At 51.9% G+C, this 16,577-nt stretch carries 14 protein-coding genes; 3 read left to right on the forward strand and 11 right to left on the reverse strand.

The genetic code is table 11. The annotated features are described in order from the left end of the window. Nucleotides 1–19: 19 nt before the first annotated feature. From topB to NA986_RS05770, 3 genes are all read right to left on the reverse strand, one after another. On the reverse strand, nt 20–1,969 hold the full coding sequence (gene topB / locus NA986_RS05760) for a DNA topoisomerase III (RefSeq protein ID WP_023216208.1): 1,950 nt from the start codon (nt 1,967–1,969) through the stop codon (nt 20–22). A gap of 4 nt (nt 1,970–1,973) precedes the next feature. Further along, entirely contained in the window at nt 1,974–3,017 is a 1,044-nt protein-coding gene (gene selD, locus NA986_RS05765; protein WP_001294889.1) for a selenide, water dikinase SelD, read from the reverse strand. A 117-nt stretch (nt 3,018–3,134) separates the two neighbouring features. Then, nucleotides 3,135–3,686, reverse strand: coding sequence for an NAD(P)H nitroreductase (locus NA986_RS05770; RefSeq protein ID WP_000339313.1), 552 nt, complete (start codon nt 3,684–3,686; stop codon nt 3,135–3,137). A 173-nt stretch (nt 3,687–3,859) separates the two neighbouring features. Here NA986_RS05770 and sppA point away from each other — a divergent pair, with 173 nt between their 5' ends. The 3 genes from sppA to pncA all read left to right on the forward strand — a co-directional run bounded on the left by sppA (nt 3,860) and on the right by pncA (nt 7,511). Further along, entirely contained in the window at nt 3,860–5,716 is a 1,857-nt protein-coding gene (sppA, locus tag NA986_RS05775) for a signal peptide peptidase SppA (protein WP_023242007.1), read from the forward strand. Between the two features lie 95 nt (nt 5,717–5,811). Further along, nucleotides 5,812–6,828: an asparaginase gene (gene ansA / locus NA986_RS05780; RefSeq protein WP_001170136.1), complete on the forward strand. Its 1,017-nt coding sequence runs from the start codon at nt 5,812–5,814 to the stop codon at nt 6,826–6,828. Between the two features lie 26 nt (nt 6,829–6,854). Then, complete coding sequence (pncA, locus tag NA986_RS05785; RefSeq protein ID WP_000184701.1) at nt 6,855–7,511, forward strand: bifunctional nicotinamidase/pyrazinamidase; 657 nt, start codon at nt 6,855–6,857, stop codon at nt 7,509–7,511. A gap of 102 nt (nt 7,512–7,613) precedes the next feature. Here pncA and NA986_RS05790 read toward each other — a convergent pair whose 3' ends face one another. The 8 genes from NA986_RS05790 to NA986_RS05825 form a co-directional block, all read right to left on the reverse strand. Further along, complete coding sequence (locus NA986_RS05790; RefSeq protein ID WP_023209894.1) at nt 7,614–8,972, reverse strand: MFS transporter; 1,359 nt, start codon at nt 8,970–8,972, stop codon at nt 7,614–7,616. A 135-nt stretch (nt 8,973–9,107) separates the two neighbouring features. Beyond that, nucleotides 9,108–9,866 carry a DeoR/GlpR family DNA-binding transcription regulator gene (locus NA986_RS05795; protein ID WP_023216206.1) on the reverse strand — a complete coding sequence of 253 codons (759 nt, stop codon included), beginning with the start codon at nt 9,864–9,866 and terminating at the stop codon, nt 9,108–9,110. A gap of 129 nt (nt 9,867–9,995) precedes the next feature. Then, nucleotides 9,996–10,979: an NADH-dependent methylglyoxal reductase gene (gene ydjG / locus NA986_RS05800; RefSeq protein ID WP_070793857.1), complete on the reverse strand. Its 984-nt coding sequence runs from the start codon at nt 10,977–10,979 to the stop codon at nt 9,996–9,998. Between the two features lie 9 nt (nt 10,980–10,988). Then, nucleotides 10,989–11,936 (reverse strand): sugar kinase, encoded by a 948-nt coding sequence (locus tag NA986_RS05805; protein WP_023210673.1) that lies wholly within the window; start codon nt 11,934–11,936, stop codon nt 10,989–10,991. A 4-nt stretch (nt 11,937–11,940) separates the two neighbouring features. Beyond that, on the reverse strand, nt 11,941–12,777 hold the full coding sequence (locus NA986_RS05810; protein ID WP_000878870.1) for a ketose-bisphosphate aldolase: 837 nt from the start codon (nt 12,775–12,777) through the stop codon (nt 11,941–11,943). A 21-nt stretch (nt 12,778–12,798) separates the two neighbouring features. After that, complete coding sequence (locus tag NA986_RS05815; RefSeq protein WP_001624385.1) at nt 12,799–13,842, reverse strand: NAD(P)-dependent alcohol dehydrogenase; 1,044 nt, start codon at nt 13,840–13,842, stop codon at nt 12,799–12,801. A 10-nt stretch (nt 13,843–13,852) separates the two neighbouring features. Further along, nucleotides 13,853–15,232: an MFS transporter gene (locus tag NA986_RS05820; protein ID WP_023216204.1), complete on the reverse strand. Its 1,380-nt coding sequence runs from the start codon at nt 15,230–15,232 to the stop codon at nt 13,853–13,855. A gap of 26 nt (nt 15,233–15,258) precedes the next feature. After that, nucleotides 15,259–16,335 (reverse strand): zinc-binding dehydrogenase, encoded by a 1,077-nt coding sequence (locus NA986_RS05825; protein WP_000645184.1) that lies wholly within the window; start codon nt 16,333–16,335, stop codon nt 15,259–15,261. Between the last annotated feature and the right edge of the window lie 242 nt (nt 16,336–16,577).

Here is a 16,577-nt window from a genome sequence, read left to right on the forward strand (position 1 = left end):
AGGCCAGATGGCTTTACGCTTATTCGGTCTGACGGCCTGTCTCCTCAGCAGGCGGGCTTTTTTTGCCCGCTCGCTTACGCGGCGCGCTCTTTTTCTTGTCTCCACCGCCTGGCGCGACTATCCCTCTGAAGCGCTTCACCGGCGTGCGCTTAGCCTGCTCGATCAGCTGATATAACGTGCCGACCAGCGGTTGCATAAAATCCTGGTAACGGCACTGCTTTTCGCTGATTTGCGTCAAAACAGATTCCCAGTGCGCGGTCATATCTGGACGGGCCGCCATTTCCGGCAGCGAATGTATTAACGCTTTGCCAGCATCGGTAGAATGAATATAGCGCCCTTTTTTGGTCAGAAAGCTACGTTTGAACAGCAGCTCGATAATCCCCGCTCGCGTGGCTTCCGTCCCCAGCCCATCGGTCGCGCGCAGGATCTTTTTCAGATCTTTATCCTGCACGAAGCGGGCAATTCCGGTCATCGCGGAAAGCAATGTCGCATCGGTGAAATGACGCGGCGGCTGGGTTTGGCGCTCGACCACTTCCCCCTTTTCACACAGCAACTCATCACCTTTGACGACAACCGGCAGCGGCGTACCGTCGTTTTCCTCGTCGCGCTCTTTACTGCCCAGTAACGTCCGCCAACCGGCCTCCGCCAGAAAACGCGCTTTGGCGACAAATTTTCCTTTGGCGATTTCCAGTTCAATAACGCATTTACGAAACACCGCGTCCGGGCAGAACTGCATCAGATACTGACGCGCAATCAGGGTGTACACTTTCGCTTCGTTTTCCGTCAGATGGACAGAAGAACTGCGCGCCGTCGGGATAATCGCGTGGTGCGCATCCACTTTTTTGTCATCCCAGCAGCGATTGCGCGTATCAGGGTTAACCACAGGCTGCGGCAGTAAATCCGGGGCGTGGACGCTAATCGCGTTCATGACCGCCTGCCGTCCGGCAAAGTGTTCTTCCGGCAGATAACGGCAGTCGGAACGCGGATAGGTAATCAGTTTGTGGGTTTCATAGAGCTTCTGACAAATATCAAGCACGTTTTGCGCGCTCAGGCCAAAGCGTTTAGCGGCTTCAATCTGTAGCGTCGAGAGCGAAAACGGCAGCGGCGCGGATTCTGATTCCCGTTTATCATTATAACTGGTTACCAGCGCGGGCTGACCGTTGATTCGGTTCACTACATGCTCCGCCAGCGGACGATGAAGCAAGCGCCCCTCTTCATCCTGATAAGGTTCGCACGCCTCGCTCGGCTGCCAGATAGCGGTAAAACGCTCGTCGGCAGGCGTAACGATGTGCGCCTTCACTTCAAAGAAGTCTTTGGCGACGAAGTTCTCAATCTCTTCGTCTCGCCGCACCACCAGCCCCAGTACCGGCGTCTGCACGCGTCCCACGGATAACACGCCCTGATAGCCGGCATTACGGCCCAGGATCGTGTAAGCGCGGGTCATATTAATGCCATACAGCCAGTCCGCTCGCGCTCGCGCCAGCGCGGAGACGCACAGCGGCACGAAGTCGCTGTTCGCCCGCAGCCTGTCAATAGCACGCTCGACCGCCTGCGGGTTAAGGTCGTTTATCAGACAACGCCGCACCTGCTGGCGCTTTTCGGCAGGAAGCTGGAGATAATCCAGCACTTCATCAACCAGAAGCTGCCCTTCGCGATCCGGGTCGCCGGCGTGAATAATTTCACCGGCTTGATGCAAAAAGCGCTTAATCACATTGAGCTGTTTGGTGACGGAAGGACGAGGCTGAAGCTGCCATTTTTCCGGCACGATAGGCAGGTCAGCCAGATTCCAGCGCGCATAACGGCTGTCATACGCATCCGGCTGCGCCTGTTCCAGCAAATGACCAATACACCAGGTGACGACCTGCCCGTTTCCGCACTCAATAAAACCATCGCCTTTACGGTGCGGTTTTGGCAGCACATCCGCAATGGCGCGCCCCAGACTCGGTTTTTCGGCAATAAACAACCGCATCAGGTTAACGAATCTCAACCATAGCGCGACCGCCGCGGGCCTCGACCAGTCCGCCAATCGCGGTCAGATCGATACCAAATTCCGCCGCGGTGGCTTTAACATCGTCTTCGGCGTCCGGCGTTACCGCCAACAGCAGACCGCCTGACGTTTGCGGATCGCACAGCAGGCTACGAACTTCACGCGACATGTCGCCCATCAAATGACCATAGCTGGCGAAGTTGCGCTCTGTGCCGCCCGGTACGGCGCCCAGAGCAATATACTCTTCCACGCCCGGCAGTTTAGGGATGTCCTGATAGCAAAGCAGCGCCTGCACGCCTGCGCCCTGGCACATCTCGCTCAGGTGCCCCAGCAGGCCAAAACCGGTAACGTCAGTCATAGCTTTTACGCCGTCGATATTGGCAAACGCCGCGCCAGCAATGTTCATCCGACACATGACTTCCGTCGCCAGCCCCTGATGTTCAGGCTTAAGCAGCGATTTTTTCTCGGCGGTGGTCAACACGCCAATCCCCAACGGTTTGGTCAGAAAGAGTTTGCATCCCGCCTGCGCGGTACTGTTTTTCTTCACCCGTTCGGTCGGCACTACGCCTGTGACCGCGAGACCAAAGATCGGCTCCGGGGCGTCAATAGAGTGTCCGCCCGCCAGCGCGATACCGGCCTGACGGCAGGCAAAACGCCCCCCCTCGGTCACTTCACGCGCAATATCGGGCGACAGGGTATTAATCGGCCAGCCAAGGATCGCGATCGCCATAATCGGTTTGCCGCCCATCGCAAAAATATCGCTGATGGCGTTTGTTGCCGCAATGCGGCCAAAATCAAACGGGTTGTCGACTATCGGCATAAAGAAGTCGGTGGTGCTGATGATACTGGTGCCATTACCCAGATCGTAAACCGCCGCATCATCGCGGGTTTCATTACCCACCAGCAGATTCGGGTCAACGAACTTCGCCTGCTCGCTATGCAGGATAGTCTCCAGCACTTTAGGGGAAATTTTACAACCGCAACCAGCGCCGTGGCTGTATTGCGTTAAACGAATGGCTTGCTCGCTCATGGACATCTCCTGTCATTGCATTCGCGCTATGGTAGCGCTCATTCCCTGATGTGGTAAGTATCACTGTCTGAATTACCGCGCCTTTGCTCAGAATCCAGACAGTTTTATCCCTCAGCGTCAGAAATAACGCACAAACGGCGTGGGGTCGGGGGTACTGATCGTCGTTGACGCTTTGAGCTGCGGCGTGCCGAGATAGAGAAAACCAACAATTTTATCCTGCGGGCGGCACTCAAAGGCTTCCCGCACGATAGCGCTCTCCGTTAATGCGCCGCTACGCCAGATACCATTAAACCCTTGCGCAATCGCCGCCATTTGCATCGCCATCACCGCGCATCCGGCAGACATCTCCTGCTCCCACACTGGAACCTTATGGTTTTCTTCGCATTTCGCCACCACGGTAATGATCAGCGGTGCGCGAAACGGCGCATTACGCGCTTTTTCGATCGCTTTCTCATCGCCCCCGGCAGCGACAGCGCCTTGTTCAAGCACGGCGCTGAAGCGGTCGCGCCCCTCTCCTTCAATCACAAAAAAACGCCACGGCTGTAGAGATTTATGATCGGGAACACGCATTCCCGCCCGCAGAATGTTCTGTAATTGCTCTCCGACAGGCGCCGGTTCTGCGAGACGAGAGGCGCTACGACGGTTGACCAGCAGTTCTAGTGCATCCATTTGATTAACTCCAGCAATGATATTTATTCACAAAATTAACACGGGAGCGGATTTTGTTACAGCGCAGGCAGTGATTCCTGCTGACAACTGCCTGATGGGTCATTACGATAGCCACATCTTAATGCTTTATCCTCACCAAGGTATAAGCGTTGTTACTCAGATAGGGAGAATACATGCGAACCCTGTGGCGATTTATTGCCGGATTTTTTAAATGGACGTGGCGAGTGTTGAACCTCGTCCGTGAAATGGTACTCAACCTGTTCTTTATTTTTTTGGTTCTGGTGGGCGTTGGGATCTGGATGCAGATCGGTAACGGCAGCAACAGTGAGCAAACGGCGCGCGGCGCTTTGCTGCTGGATATTTCCGGCATCATTGTGGATAAACCCTCCACCAATCACCGTCTGGGCGCGCTGGGACGCCAGTTATTTGGCGCCAGCTCCGACCGTCTGCAGGAAAACTCCCTGTTTGACATCGTCAACGCTATTCGTCAGGCGAAAGATGACCGTAACATCACGGGTATCGTTCTGGATCTGAAAAACTTCACCGGCGCCGATCAGCCGTCAATGCGCTATATCGGTAAAGCGCTGCGCGAATTCCGCGATAGCGGCAAACCGGTTTTCGCCGTGGGTGAAAACTACAGCCAGGGTCAGTATTACCTCGCCAGTTTCGCCAATAAAATTTGGCTTTCCCCACAGGGTCAGGTAGATCTTCACGGCTTCGCTACGAATGGCCTGTACTACAAAACGCTGCTGGATAAACTGAAAGTCTCTACCCACGTTTTCCGGGTCGGCACCTATAAATCCGCCGTCGAGCCGTTTATCCGCGACGATATGTCGCCCGCCGCCCGCGAGGCCGACAGCCGCTGGATAGGCGAACTGTGGCAGAACTACCTGCATACCGTTTCCGCCAATCGCCAGATTTCGCCGCAACAACTCTTCCCCGGCGCGCAGGCTATTATCGACGGGTTAACTAGCGTGGGCGGCGACACCGCCAAATATGCGCTCGACCATAAACTGGTGGACGCCCTCGCCTCCAGCGCAGATGTTGAAAAAGCGCTGACGAAGCAGTTTGGCTGGAGCAAAACCGAAAATAACTATCGCGCGATCAGCTATTACGATTATTCGCTGAAAACGCCTGCGGATACCGGCGGTACTATTGCGGTTATTTTCGCCAATGGCGCGATTATGGATGGCGAAGAAACGCCAGGGAATGTCGGCGGCGACACTACGGCATCGCAGATCCGCGACGCACGCCTTGATCCTAAAGTGAAAGCGATTGTGCTGCGCGTCAATAGCCCAGGCGGTAGCGTCAACGCCTCCGAAGTTATCCGCGCCGAACTGGCGGCGGCAAGAGCGGCTGGCAAACCGGTGGTGGTCTCAATGGGCGGCATGGCGGCCTCCGGCGGTTACTGGATCTCTACGCCGGCAAACTATATCGTGGCCAGCCCCAGCACGCTGACGGGTTCAATTGGCATCTTCGGCGTCATCAATACGGTAGAAAACAGCCTGTCGTCGATTGGCGTACACAGCGACGGCGTTTCCACCTCGCCGCTGGCGGATATTTCGATGACCAAAGCGCTGTCACCGGAAGTGCAGCAGATGATGCAACTCAGTATTGAGTACGGCTACAAACGCTTTATCACACTGGTGGCAGACGCGCGTAAGCGTACGCCGGAGCAGATTGATAAAATCGCACAAGGCCATGTCTGGACCGGAGAAGACGCGAAAGCCAATGGTCTGGTGGACAGTCTCGGCGACTTTGACGACGCCGTCGCCAAAGCGGCGGAGCTGGCGAAACTGAAACAGTGGCATCTTGATTACTATCAGGACGAACCGACGGTCCTTGATATGGTCATGGACAGTATGACCGGATCAGTACGCGCCATGCTGCCGGAGGCCATTCAGGCGATGCTCCCGGCGCCGCTCGTTTCCGCCGCCAACACGGTGAAGGCCGAGGGGGATAAACTGGCGGCATTTAACGATCCGCAAAACCGTTATGCGTTCTGTTTGACTTGCGCGAACGTTCGCTAATGCTTCATCAATAGCCATACCGGATGGCGGCGTCTGCTCATAGCCGCCATCCGGTAATCATTAATACGTCCTTCGCGACACGACTGAACATTATCATGCAAAAGAAATCAATTTACGTTGCCTATACCGGCGGTACTATCGGTATGCAGCGCTCAGATAAAGGGTATATCCCGGTGTCCGGGCACCTTCAGCGCCAGCTGGCGCTGATGCCGGAATTCCACCGCCCGGAGATGCCGGATTTTACCATCCATGAATATGCCCCGCTGATGGATTCATCAGATATGACGCCGGAAGACTGGCAGCATATCGCTGCAGATATCAAAGCACACTACGATGAGTATGACGGTTTTGTTATTCTGCACGGCACCGACACGATGGCGTTTACCGCATCGGCGCTCTCTTTCATGCTGGAAAATCTGGGTAAACCGGTTATTGTGACAGGGTCACAAATTCCGTTGGCTGAGCTGCGTTCCGACGGGCAAATTAATTTGCTGAATGCGCTTTATGTCGCCGCCAACTATCCTGTTAATGAAGTAACGCTGTTTTTTAATAATCGTCTGTTCCGCGGCAATCGCACGACCAAAGCCCATGCGGATGGTTTTGACGCTTTTGCCTCTCCTAATCTGCCGCCCTTGCTGGAAGCAGGAATTCACATTCGCCGTTTAAATACGCCTCCCGCGCCCTACGGTTCTGGTGAATTAATCGTTCACCCTATTACGCCGCAGCCGATAGGCGTAGTGACGATTTATCCGGGGATTTCCGCCGAGGTAGTACGTAACTTTCTGCGTCAGCCGGTAAAAGCGCTGATTCTGCGCTCTTATGGCGTAGGCAACGCGCCGCAAAATAAAGCGTTTTTACAGGAGCTGAAAGAGGCCAGTTCGCGCGGCATCGTGGTGGTTAACCTGACCCAATGCATGTCAGGGCGAGTCAATATGGGCGGGTACGCTACCGGTAATGCGCTGGCGCACGCTGGCGTGATTGGCGGTGCCGATATGACCGTCGAAGCCACCTTAACCAAACTGCATTATTTGTTAAGCCAGGGTCTGGACACTCAGGCGATTCGTAGCGCGATGGCGCAAAACTTGCGTGGTGAATTGACGCCGGATGATTAAAAAATCCCGACGACAAGGAGAAGATAATGACAAACCGGGCCTTATTACTGGTCGACTTGCAAAATGACTTTTGCGCCGGCGGCGCGCTGGCTGTAGCGGAAGGCGACAGCACCATCGACATCGCCAACGCTCTTATTGACTGGTGCCAGCCCCGGCAGATTCCGGTGCTGGCCAGCCAGGACTGGCATCCCGCACAGCATGGCAGCTTCGCCAGCCAGCATCAGGCGGAACCCTATAGTCAGGGAGAGCTGGACGGGCTGCCGCAAACGCTCTGGCCGGATCACTGCGTTCAACATACCGACGGCGCGGCGTTACATCCCCTGCTTAACCAACATGCGATTGACGCCTGCATCTATAAGGGTGAAAACCCGCTGATTGATAGCTACAGCGCGTTTTTTGACAACGAACATCGGCAGAAAACTACCCTTGATACCTGGCTTCGCGAGCATGACGTTACCGAGCTTATCGTGATGGGGTTGGCGACCGATTACTGCGTAAAATTTACGGTGCTGGATGCGCTAGAGTTGGGCTATGCCGTTAACGTTATCACCGATGGCTGTCGCGGCGTGAATATTCACCCGCAGGATAGCGCACACGCGTTTATGGAGATGGCGGCGGCAGGCGCGACGCTGTATACGCTGGCAGACTGGGAAGAGACGCAGGGCCAGGCTGTCGCCAGGTAGCGGAGCAGGTATCGTATCCGGTCAATACATCACGCAACGGTGAGACCATTGCATAGATCTTTGGGCCGGATACGTCACGCCAGCATCGCTACCAGGCAAAGCTCAACGCAGGCTGGAGAGCGCTTCTAACGAAACTCTTCTCGTTTCAATGCCAAAACAAAATAATATCAGCGCGCACGCCGCCAGCAGCATACCCAGCACAACAAAAACGGTGACAGATCCATAGCGGGTCAATAAAACCGCCACGCCGTAGGGGGTAAAGACAGCGACGATCCGCCCTACCGCATTCACAAAACCCGATCCACGTAGTCTAAGGTGCGTAGGCCATAATTCGGGAACGTAAACCGCCGAGGCGAAGCAGACGTACATATACAGAAAGGAAATCATTACTAGTCCATAAAGCAGAATGGCCCATTCCTCAGTCTGTATTGAGTAAAAATATCCTACTACCGCAATAACGATAAGCAACAGCGAACCAAATAACCGTCTGGGGAAATGGTCAATAATGAGCGCGGCGATAAATATGCCCACCGGCGCGCCAATCATAATGATGGCGGTCATGAAAATGGATTTTGTAACATCAATTCCTGAATTAACAAAAATTGTCGGGATCCATACCGTAATGGTATAAAGCGAAATGTTCATCGCAATCAATACAGTGATCGCCACTAACGTGCGCCGCAGCATTTGTCCTTTGAATAAGAGCCAGAATGTACCGTTTTCAAAGCGCGATTCCGTGGATTTATTGCTTTCCTGATGCGGCGGCAAAACAATACTTTTTTCTTTTTCTATTTGCGATTCAATCATGAGAAGCTGCTGTTCAGCCTCGCGTTGCCGCCCTTTACCTGCTAACCACCTGGGCGATTCGATAAAGTACTTCCCCGAAAGAGACCACGCCAGCAGCATCCCTATCCCGCCAAGAAGAAACATCATCCGCCAGCTTAAAAACGCAATGACCACTACGCCAATCCCCGCAGACAGCATCGGTGACCAGTTCCCTACAAAAGAGAGACGCGCGGACCATTTTCCTCGTACAACGGGAGGGATAAACTCGGTAAAAGAAGCATACCCAACCATAATCAATGCCCCCATGCCTGTCCCCATCAGACAACGAAAGAAAATCAGCCAGTACATATTGGGAACAAATGCGGCAGCCGTTGCGGAGATGCCCACAAGCAACAAATTAATGCGAAACGCTTTTCGACGCCCCAGGTAATCCCCAATAAAACCGCCGGTAAGCGAACCAATAAAATAGCCAAGCATCAGTGCCGATGTGAACGCGGCATTAAGATAATTATTCGACCAACCATTGTTTATCAATTTGGCCAGAACCACATTTCCTGAGTAACTCAAAAACCCCGTTAATAGCAGGCCAAAACTAATTATTCCAAAAATACGAAAATGAAACCGGGATAAAGGTAAGCGGTCTAGTCTGGCGCCGATATGATCATTGTCTTCCATCTGGATGGCCTCTAACGCAGCAAAATAATAAATTATTGTCTCGCGGCAAAGGGGTATTTGCCGCACTTGCTATCATCTGCCGTTTTTTTTGGCATAGTCCAGGCGAAAACAATCCAGTCAAGGATAATCTATCGATTAATAGACAAGCTGGATATTATTTTTATCGCAAAATGCGATCCATTCATCACCTGGCGTTTTATTCGTTATCAGGTAATGGATATGACTAAAATCGACCAACCGCACGAACGCTTTGCGATCAAATTTTGAGTGGTCCACCAATAACGCCACCTCTGTGGCCTGGCGAATCATCGTTTTTTTGATTTCAGCTTCCGCCTCGTTAGAATCAAGCGCCCCGCTCGCCATATCCAGCCCTTTACAACTCATTACCATAATATCAACATGATAACGGCTGATTATTTCTTTAGTGATACGCCCCTGCAGCGATAGCGTATTTTTATTTAACTCACCGCCCGTAGAAACAAGATTAATGTCCGATTGCGCCAGTTCATGGAAAGCTTCCGCTGAATTAGTTAACAAAGTAAGATCGTTTCGGTCTTTCAGGAGTTTTAGCAATTCCATTACCGTACTGCTGGAGTCGGCGGCCATCGTTGTTTTGTTTTTAATAAACGGAAGCGTATTACGGGCTATAATTTGCTTCTCTTCATAGAACGATTTTGCACGCTTATAAAAATGGATATTGTCAGCCAGCACCGCCGAATTTAATACCGCACCGCCATAAGTTCGAGTCAAAAAGCCTTCATCTTCGAGTTTTTCCAGATCGCGTCGAATTGTCTCTTCGGTTACCTGAAAAATTGAACTCAAGTTAGAGACTGTTACTTTTTTATCATTAGCGACCATTTTTTTGATCGCCTGAATCCTGTCTTTCGCCGCCACGATTACACCTCTGTTTTCGACGTCATGATAAACGTTGAGTATCTCACAGACTATGTTTACTTTCAAAATAAGCCGTTTGAATAACAGATTTTATCTGCATTTCGCCAAAAAAGAGGTGTAATGTATTGCTTATGGATTGTTCAGCGCTTCCGCCATTTGTCTCATCAATAACGCATCGTCATCCGTTAAGGTGATGGACAGCGCAGCGATATTCTCTCGTACCTGCTCCGGCGACGTGGCGCCGCTCAGTATCGAAATCAATTCGCTTTGTCGCAATATCCACGCCAGCGCCAGCGTCGGGACGGCGCAATGGTATTTGTCGCACAATGGCTGCCACTGCTCCAGCATATCAATAACCCGCAACATATTCTCACGCTGGAACCAGAGTTTATTCGCTCGCGCCCCGCCGGGAACATAGTCACGGGTAATGGTGCCGGTTAACAATCCCTGCTCCAGTGGCGAATAAACCTGTACCACGATGCCGTGCTCGCGGCATAGAGGCAGCAGCTCCGTTTCCAGCGCCCGGTCAAGAATGCTGTATTTCGCCTGTATGATGTCCAGCTCGCCATGTTTAAGGTATTCGCGGATATGGCTGACATCTACATTCGCCGCCCCGATAGAACGGATTTTCCCCTCTGCTTTCAGCTCATTGAGCACGCCAACGGTTTCTGCAATCGGCGTAAAAAACGGCGGTACTGACTGCCAGTGGGTCATATAGATATCGATATAATCAATCCCTAGTCGCTGGAGACTGGCATCAACTTCTTTACGAATAGAGTCCGGAGAAAGATTTTTATAAAGCTGGCGATCGCCGACTTTATTGAACAGACTCCCTTCCCGCTCCCAGACGATCCCGCATTTGGTCTCCACCACCATCTCGTTACGCGGTAATTTTTTCAGCGCCTGGCCGACAATCACTTCGCTATTGCCAAAGTTATAGCCCGGTGCCGTATCAATCAGCTTAATACCGCAACGGTGCGCCTCAACGATAGTATCGATGCAGACCTGCATATCGAGGTTGCCATTCCATGCCGGACCGCCGCCGATAGCCCAGGTGCCGAGTCCCATACGGGAAAGCGCTATATCTGTATTACCTAAAGGTATCATTTTCATCTGCCGCTATTACCCTTCGTATTCATTCAGGAGTTGTTCCACTAGCATTCTGTTTTTCACGCCCGTTGTGGCGCCCACGCTGAGTACCGATATCGCGGCCGTCGCATTGGCGAACCGTGCGCATTCACGCAGCGTTTTTCCCTCCAGCAGCGCGGTGATAAATCCCGATGCAAAATTATCGCCGGCGCCAATAGTGTCGATGGCGGTAATGCCTGCCACCGCAGGCACCTCCATTTTTATATCGGCGCTTTTGATAAAGCAGCCTTTCTTGCCAGTTTTAATCACCACTGTTTTTACGCCACATTGCAAAAAACAATCGGCAATATCATCCAGCGTCTCTTTCCCGGTCAGTTTTTTGGCTTCATCAATATTAGGAAACAGATAATCGACAAAACTTAGCGCTTCGCGAATATCGTCCAGAGTTTCATTCAGCCGCGGTTTGATCATGTCAGCGCAGATAACCAGTTGATGCGCTTTCGCCTGCGTAAAAATAGCCGTTAATGCTTTGCCATCCAGCAGCGGGCTGTTAAAGATACTTGCCAGTGATAACAGCCTGACCTGAGAAAAACGGTCAAAATCGACATCGTTAATATTTAGCTTCCACAGACTGCCGTTACGGTTAGTGACAAAGGTGCGCTCACCATCATCAGTCACCAGCCCAACATTAATTGAGGTATCAATATCAGCATCCTGCTTCAGGCTCTGAATATCGATATTCTCCTTCCGACAGTGGTCGAGAATAAAATATCCTGCCGCATCGTCGCCAACGCGACTCATTAGCGCAGTGCGATGCCCGAGACGCGAAATAATCGTGGCTTCATTAATCGCATCTCCCCCTGTGGTCATGGCAATTCGTTCTAATGGATACGAATCGACATCAAAGATATTTTTACTAACCGGTTGCAAAGGAATGTCGACAATGGCCGCCCCTATGCAAAGAACTTCGATTTCGTCCATATCATCATTCCGCTTTACCATCTGAACCGAACAGTTTGATTTTTTCCAGCGCGCGGGCTTTTACCGCTTTGCGTACTTCGCGTTCCAGATGCAGGAACGGCTGATCCTGATTCTCTTTTACCGCTACCATCGCGGCCTGACACAGTTCGGTGTGGATATTGATTTTCGAGATGCCCAGCGAAATGGCTTTTTTGATATCCGCGTCGCTAATACCGGAAGCGCCGTGTAACACTAGCGGTACGGAAACTGCCTGGCGCACGCGCTCCACGACCTCAAAATTCAGTTTTGGTTCAGAGGTGTACACGCCATGCTGGTTGCCGATGGCGACCGCCAGCGAGTCACAACCGGTGCGCGCTACAAATTCCGCCGCCTGATCCGGGTCGGTATAGTGATACCCCGCCAACGCCTCTTCATACACCGTTTCGTTCCCTACGTGCCCTAACTCCGCCTCTACCGGAATACCCAGCGGATGAAAGAAATCAACGGCTTCTTTGGTCAGGCGAATATTTTCTTCAAAGTCAAAGGATGAAGCGTCACGCATCAGCGAGTTCATGCCGTGCGTCCAGGCATTATGGATAATGTCCATGCTACGTCCATGATCCCAGTGGGTAATTACCGGCACAGAGGCTTTTTTAGCCATGGAAACCATCATATGAGAGAAGTCTTCAAATGAAGTATTGCCCACAAATCCGGTACCAAAGGAGATAATAACCGGCGAATTTGCCTCTTCCGCCGCATCAATCACTCCCATCAACATTTCCGCATTCCACACGTTAAAGTGCGCAATCGCGTAATGTTTATTTTGTGCATCATTTTCCCAATATTTTATATCTGCCAACATCGCTGTTTCTCCCGTTTTTTATTAATCACAAACTTTAATAACGCCTTTAATAATGTCGCGTTTGTTATTCACCGATTCTTCAAATGCACGTTGCACGTCTTTGTAATCGTAAATATGCGTCACCATTGATTTCACATCGAAACGCCCGGAGGAGATGGCATCAATAGTCACCGGATAGCGGTTGGCATAGCGGAATACCGTCTGGATGGAGACTTCACGGTTAATTTTGAGGAAATTAATCGCTGAATCTCCCGCGACAGTGCCAACAATCATGATCTTCCCGCCGCGCATGACCAGATACGGCGCTTGCTGAGTTGTGACGGCGGAACCGGCGGTTTCAAACACAATATCGGCGCCCATATCGTCGGTGAACTGCTGGCAGCGCGCGACAGTATCTTCTTTCGCCCCATTGATAACGGTTGTCGCTCCCAGTCGTTCAGCCATTGCCAGCCGTTTTTCCAGCACATCCACTACCGCGATATTGGTCGCCCCCAGACACTTACACGCTTGCAGGGTCATTAAACCAATGCAGCCCGCGCCGAGAATGACGATTTTCTTACCCGGTTTAACATCCGCCAGCATTGCCGCGTGCATTCCAACAGCAGCAGGTTCCACCAGCGCACCTTCCATAGTGTCCATATTGTCCGGAAGCTTGTACGTAAAACTTTCCGGATGGCACAGATAGTGCGTTAAGGCCCCGCGATAATTCGGCTGCGTCGCCATAAAATCAACATCCGGACAAATATTGTATTTTCCTTCCAGACAATAGCGGCAGTGGCCGCACGGCACGCCCGGCTCGATATTAACCCGATCGCCTGGCTTAAATTTGCTTACCCGATTGCCGACCGCAATGACCGTTCCGGCACACTCATGACCGAGACCAATTTCCTGATTTGGATCCTTCGGCGGAATGAATGGCCCGGACTCAAAACCGTGAACATCTGAACCACAAATCCCCACATATTCCACTTTAATCAGCACTTCGTTATCTTTTGGCACCGGAATATCCGCTGCGATAATTTTCATGGTGCCCGGCGTTTTTAATATCGCTTTTGAATTTTTCATTTTTATTCCTTTATTTACTCGTGACCTTATCAATGCCCAGACTTTCAACCGAAACACCCTTGGTCTCGATTCCGATAGTCGCTATTGCGACGGCGACGATAATCGAGACAGCGCCCAGCAGGACGAAAACGCCCGTCACGCCATAACCGTTGAGTAATACCGCCACAGCATAGGGGGCAGCGATACCGCTGATTCTGCCGACAGCGTTCGCCAGGCCGGAACCGCGAAGTTTCGCTTCTGTTGGCCAGATCTCCGGCACATAGACCGCCGAGGCATAACAGACATACATATAGACAAAGGTAATCAGGAAAAAGCCAATTAAGGTGATAAGCAACATGCTGGTTTGCAGTGAATAAATATATCCCAGCACGGCAATCAGAATTAATAAACCGACACCCATGGTTTTGCGCGGAATTTTATCCATTACCAGCATAGCGATAAATATGCCAAACGGTGCGCCGAACATACTCATGGTATTTAAAACGATCGAATCTTTGAGGTTGATGCCCTGTGTCATAAAGATGGTGGGCAGCCAGTTAATTAACGTGTATTGCACAACGTTCATGGCAATCAGCACGCAGGAACCCAAAATAACGCGTTTCAGTAATACGCCAGTGAACAATGCTGAATACGGTACGGAACGCGGCGGCTTGCCGCTGCTTTCAATAACAACCGGCGGCAGCGGTTTTCCTGTCTGACGTTCGATGCCTGCTTCAATGGCCTGCATAACCTTTTCGGCTTCCTGATAACGCCCGCGCGATTCCAGCCAGCGGGGAGATTCAGGGAAGTATCGCCAGGCAAGCGCGGTAGCAATCAGCGACAGCACAGCCGGGATCAGTAACTGCACGCGCCAGTTCCATTCCGCGCTAATTAGCGGCGTCAGCCCCATTGCAATCAGGGAACATAATGGATATGACCAGTTGCCAATAAACGAAACGCGACTCGACCAGGTTCCCCGGTTTCTGCCGGGCATGTACTCGGTAAATCCGGCGAACAGCGTGACCAGTAGTGCCCCTAATCCCACGCCCATCACAAAACGACAGGCAATCAGGAACATCATATTTGGTGAAAATGCGCCCACGATCATCGAGGCAATGTGAATCGCTTCATAAAGAATAAAGGCGTTCCTGCGTCCGGTTTTATCGCCGATAATGCCACCCACCAGCGCGCCGAGAAACATCCCCGCCGTGGTAATGGCGGAGAAGGTGGCTGTCGTGGAATTATCGGTCCAGCCTAACTCCTTGAGCTGGGCAAGAATTAATCCGCCGACGGCATTACTCCAGCAAACAAGCAGACCAAAGGCGACGACGGCAAACATTGATGAATGCCAGCGGCAATCCGGCAGGCGATCCAGCCGGGCGCCGCAGTGCGGTTTTGTTATCTGTTCCATGCGATAACGTTCCTTTAGCAGAAGGGTTATTCATCAAAGTCGTAGGTCATGATCACTTTAATGGCTGTCTTATCGACCATTGCGTCAAAGCCTTCGCGCCACTGAGAAAGACCGATACGATGGGTGATCATTGGTTTTACTTTGATAGCGCCGCTGGCAAGCAGGCGAATCGCATTGCGCCAGGATGTGGAGTCATAGGCCATATGCCCAATGATGCTTTTGTTCCAGGAAGTAATGTCGTTAATGGAGAAATCGAGCGGCTTAAATCCCATACCGACGCGAACCACTTCACCATTTGGCCGCAGCATGTCGATGGCCTGTTTAAGCGCAATGTTGGCACCGGAGCATTCGATCACCAGACCGAGGTTGTCTTTGCCGCAAATCTCCCGGCAGCGTGCGACGACATCTTCCGTGGAGCCGTTAACAAACGCCGTCGCGCCGAGTTCTTTGGCCACAGGGAAACGGACAGGAACATCCTCATCCAGGCCAACCACCACGATATTTACCGCCCCCATAATGCGGGCCATTTGGACCGAAAACAGGCCTAACGGACCGGTGCCGATGACTACTACGTCCTGGCCGGGTAAAAATTTGGATTGCTGGGCAATAGATTTATAGGCGTTGCAGATAGGGTCCAGTACTGCGGCTTCCTCGTAATCCACGCCTTCCGGGATCTCCCACAGGGCATGGCGATGGATTTTCAGGATTTCTCCCGGAACCAGGCAGTATTTGGAGAATCCACCACCCCAGGTATTGTTATCCAGTCCCAGATTCACTTTTTCTGTACAACACAGAAAATCGCCTTGTTCACAGGCAGGGCAAACGCCGCAAACGTGTCCGCTGTTGTCAGAAACCACGCGCTGGCCGACTTTCCAGTCTTTCACTTTTTCGCCCACCCGCGCGATACGTCCGGCGAATTCATGACCGCGAACGGAGTTAAATTCGTCGGACCCGCTGTCAACGTTATAGTGCTTCATATCCGCGCCGCAGATCGCCGCCGCTTTGATTTCGATAATCACGTCTTCCGGACCGCATACCGGCTCCGGGACATCAATCATTTTGTAGCCGCCAAAGGCCTTGCCAAATCTCGCCAGTGCTTTCATTGCATCTTCCTTTGTGTTTGGTGTGCATCAATGCTCATCATACTTAACCATAAAATCTTTAAGGTCAACGACAAATCTTTAAAACACAGATAATGATCTGTATTTGCCAACCAAGATCACAAACTCAACGAAACAAACGGCGATAAAACCAAAAAGATGGAAGCCGTATCGCGAAAGACGGCGTGAACGCCTGCGCAGGTTTCCATGGATGAAGATGCTAATCTGCTGCGGTTATTTTTTCG

The organism is Salmonella sp. NW177, assembly GCF_051811585.1.
GTDB classification, from domain to species: Bacteria; Pseudomonadota; Gammaproteobacteria; order Enterobacterales; family Enterobacteriaceae; genus Salmonella; species Salmonella enterica.

Bases quoted from the DNA above. Each gene is read 5' to 3' on its own strand.
- NA986_RS05805 (WP_023210673.1), bottom strand. From the start codon at position 11,936: ATGGACGAAATCGAAGTTCTTTGCATAGGGGCGGCCATTGTCGACATT.
- NA986_RS05815 (WP_001624385.1), bottom strand. From the start codon at position 13,842: ATGAAAAATTCAAAAGCGATATTAAAAACGCCGGGCACCATGAAAATT.
- pncA (WP_000184701.1), top strand. From the start codon at position 6,855: ATGACAAACCGGGCCTTATTACTGGTCGACTTGCAAAATGACTTTTGC.
- ansA (WP_001170136.1), top strand. From the start codon at position 5,812: ATGCAAAAGAAATCAATTTACGTTGCCTATACCGGCGGTACTATCGGT.
- NA986_RS05810 (WP_000878870.1), bottom strand. From the start codon at position 12,777: ATGTTGGCAGATATAAAATATTGGGAAAATGATGCACAAAATAAACAT.
- topB (WP_023216208.1), bottom strand. From the start codon at position 1,969: ATGCGGTTGTTTATTGCCGAAAAACCGAGTCTGGGGCGCGCCATTGCG.
- ydjG (WP_070793857.1), bottom strand. From the start codon at position 10,979: ATGAAAATGATACCTTTAGGTAATACAGATATAGCGCTTTCCCGTATG.
- selD (WP_001294889.1), bottom strand. From the start codon at position 3,017: ATGAGCGAGCAAGCCATTCGTTTAACGCAATACAGCCACGGCGCTGGT.
- sppA (WP_023242007.1), top strand. From the start codon at position 3,860: ATGCGAACCCTGTGGCGATTTATTGCCGGATTTTTTAAATGGACGTGG.
- NA986_RS05825 (WP_000645184.1), bottom strand. From the start codon at position 16,335: ATGAAAGCACTGGCGAGATTTGGCAAGGCCTTTGGCGGCTACAAAATG.
- NA986_RS05770 (WP_000339313.1), bottom strand. From the start codon at position 3,686: ATGGATGCACTAGAACTGCTGGTCAACCGTCGTAGCGCCTCTCGTCTC.
- NA986_RS05790 (WP_023209894.1), bottom strand. From the start codon at position 8,972: ATGGAAGACAATGATCATATCGGCGCCAGACTAGACCGCTTACCTTTA.
- NA986_RS05820 (WP_023216204.1), bottom strand. From the start codon at position 15,232: ATGGAACAGATAACAAAACCGCACTGCGGCGCCCGGCTGGATCGCCTG.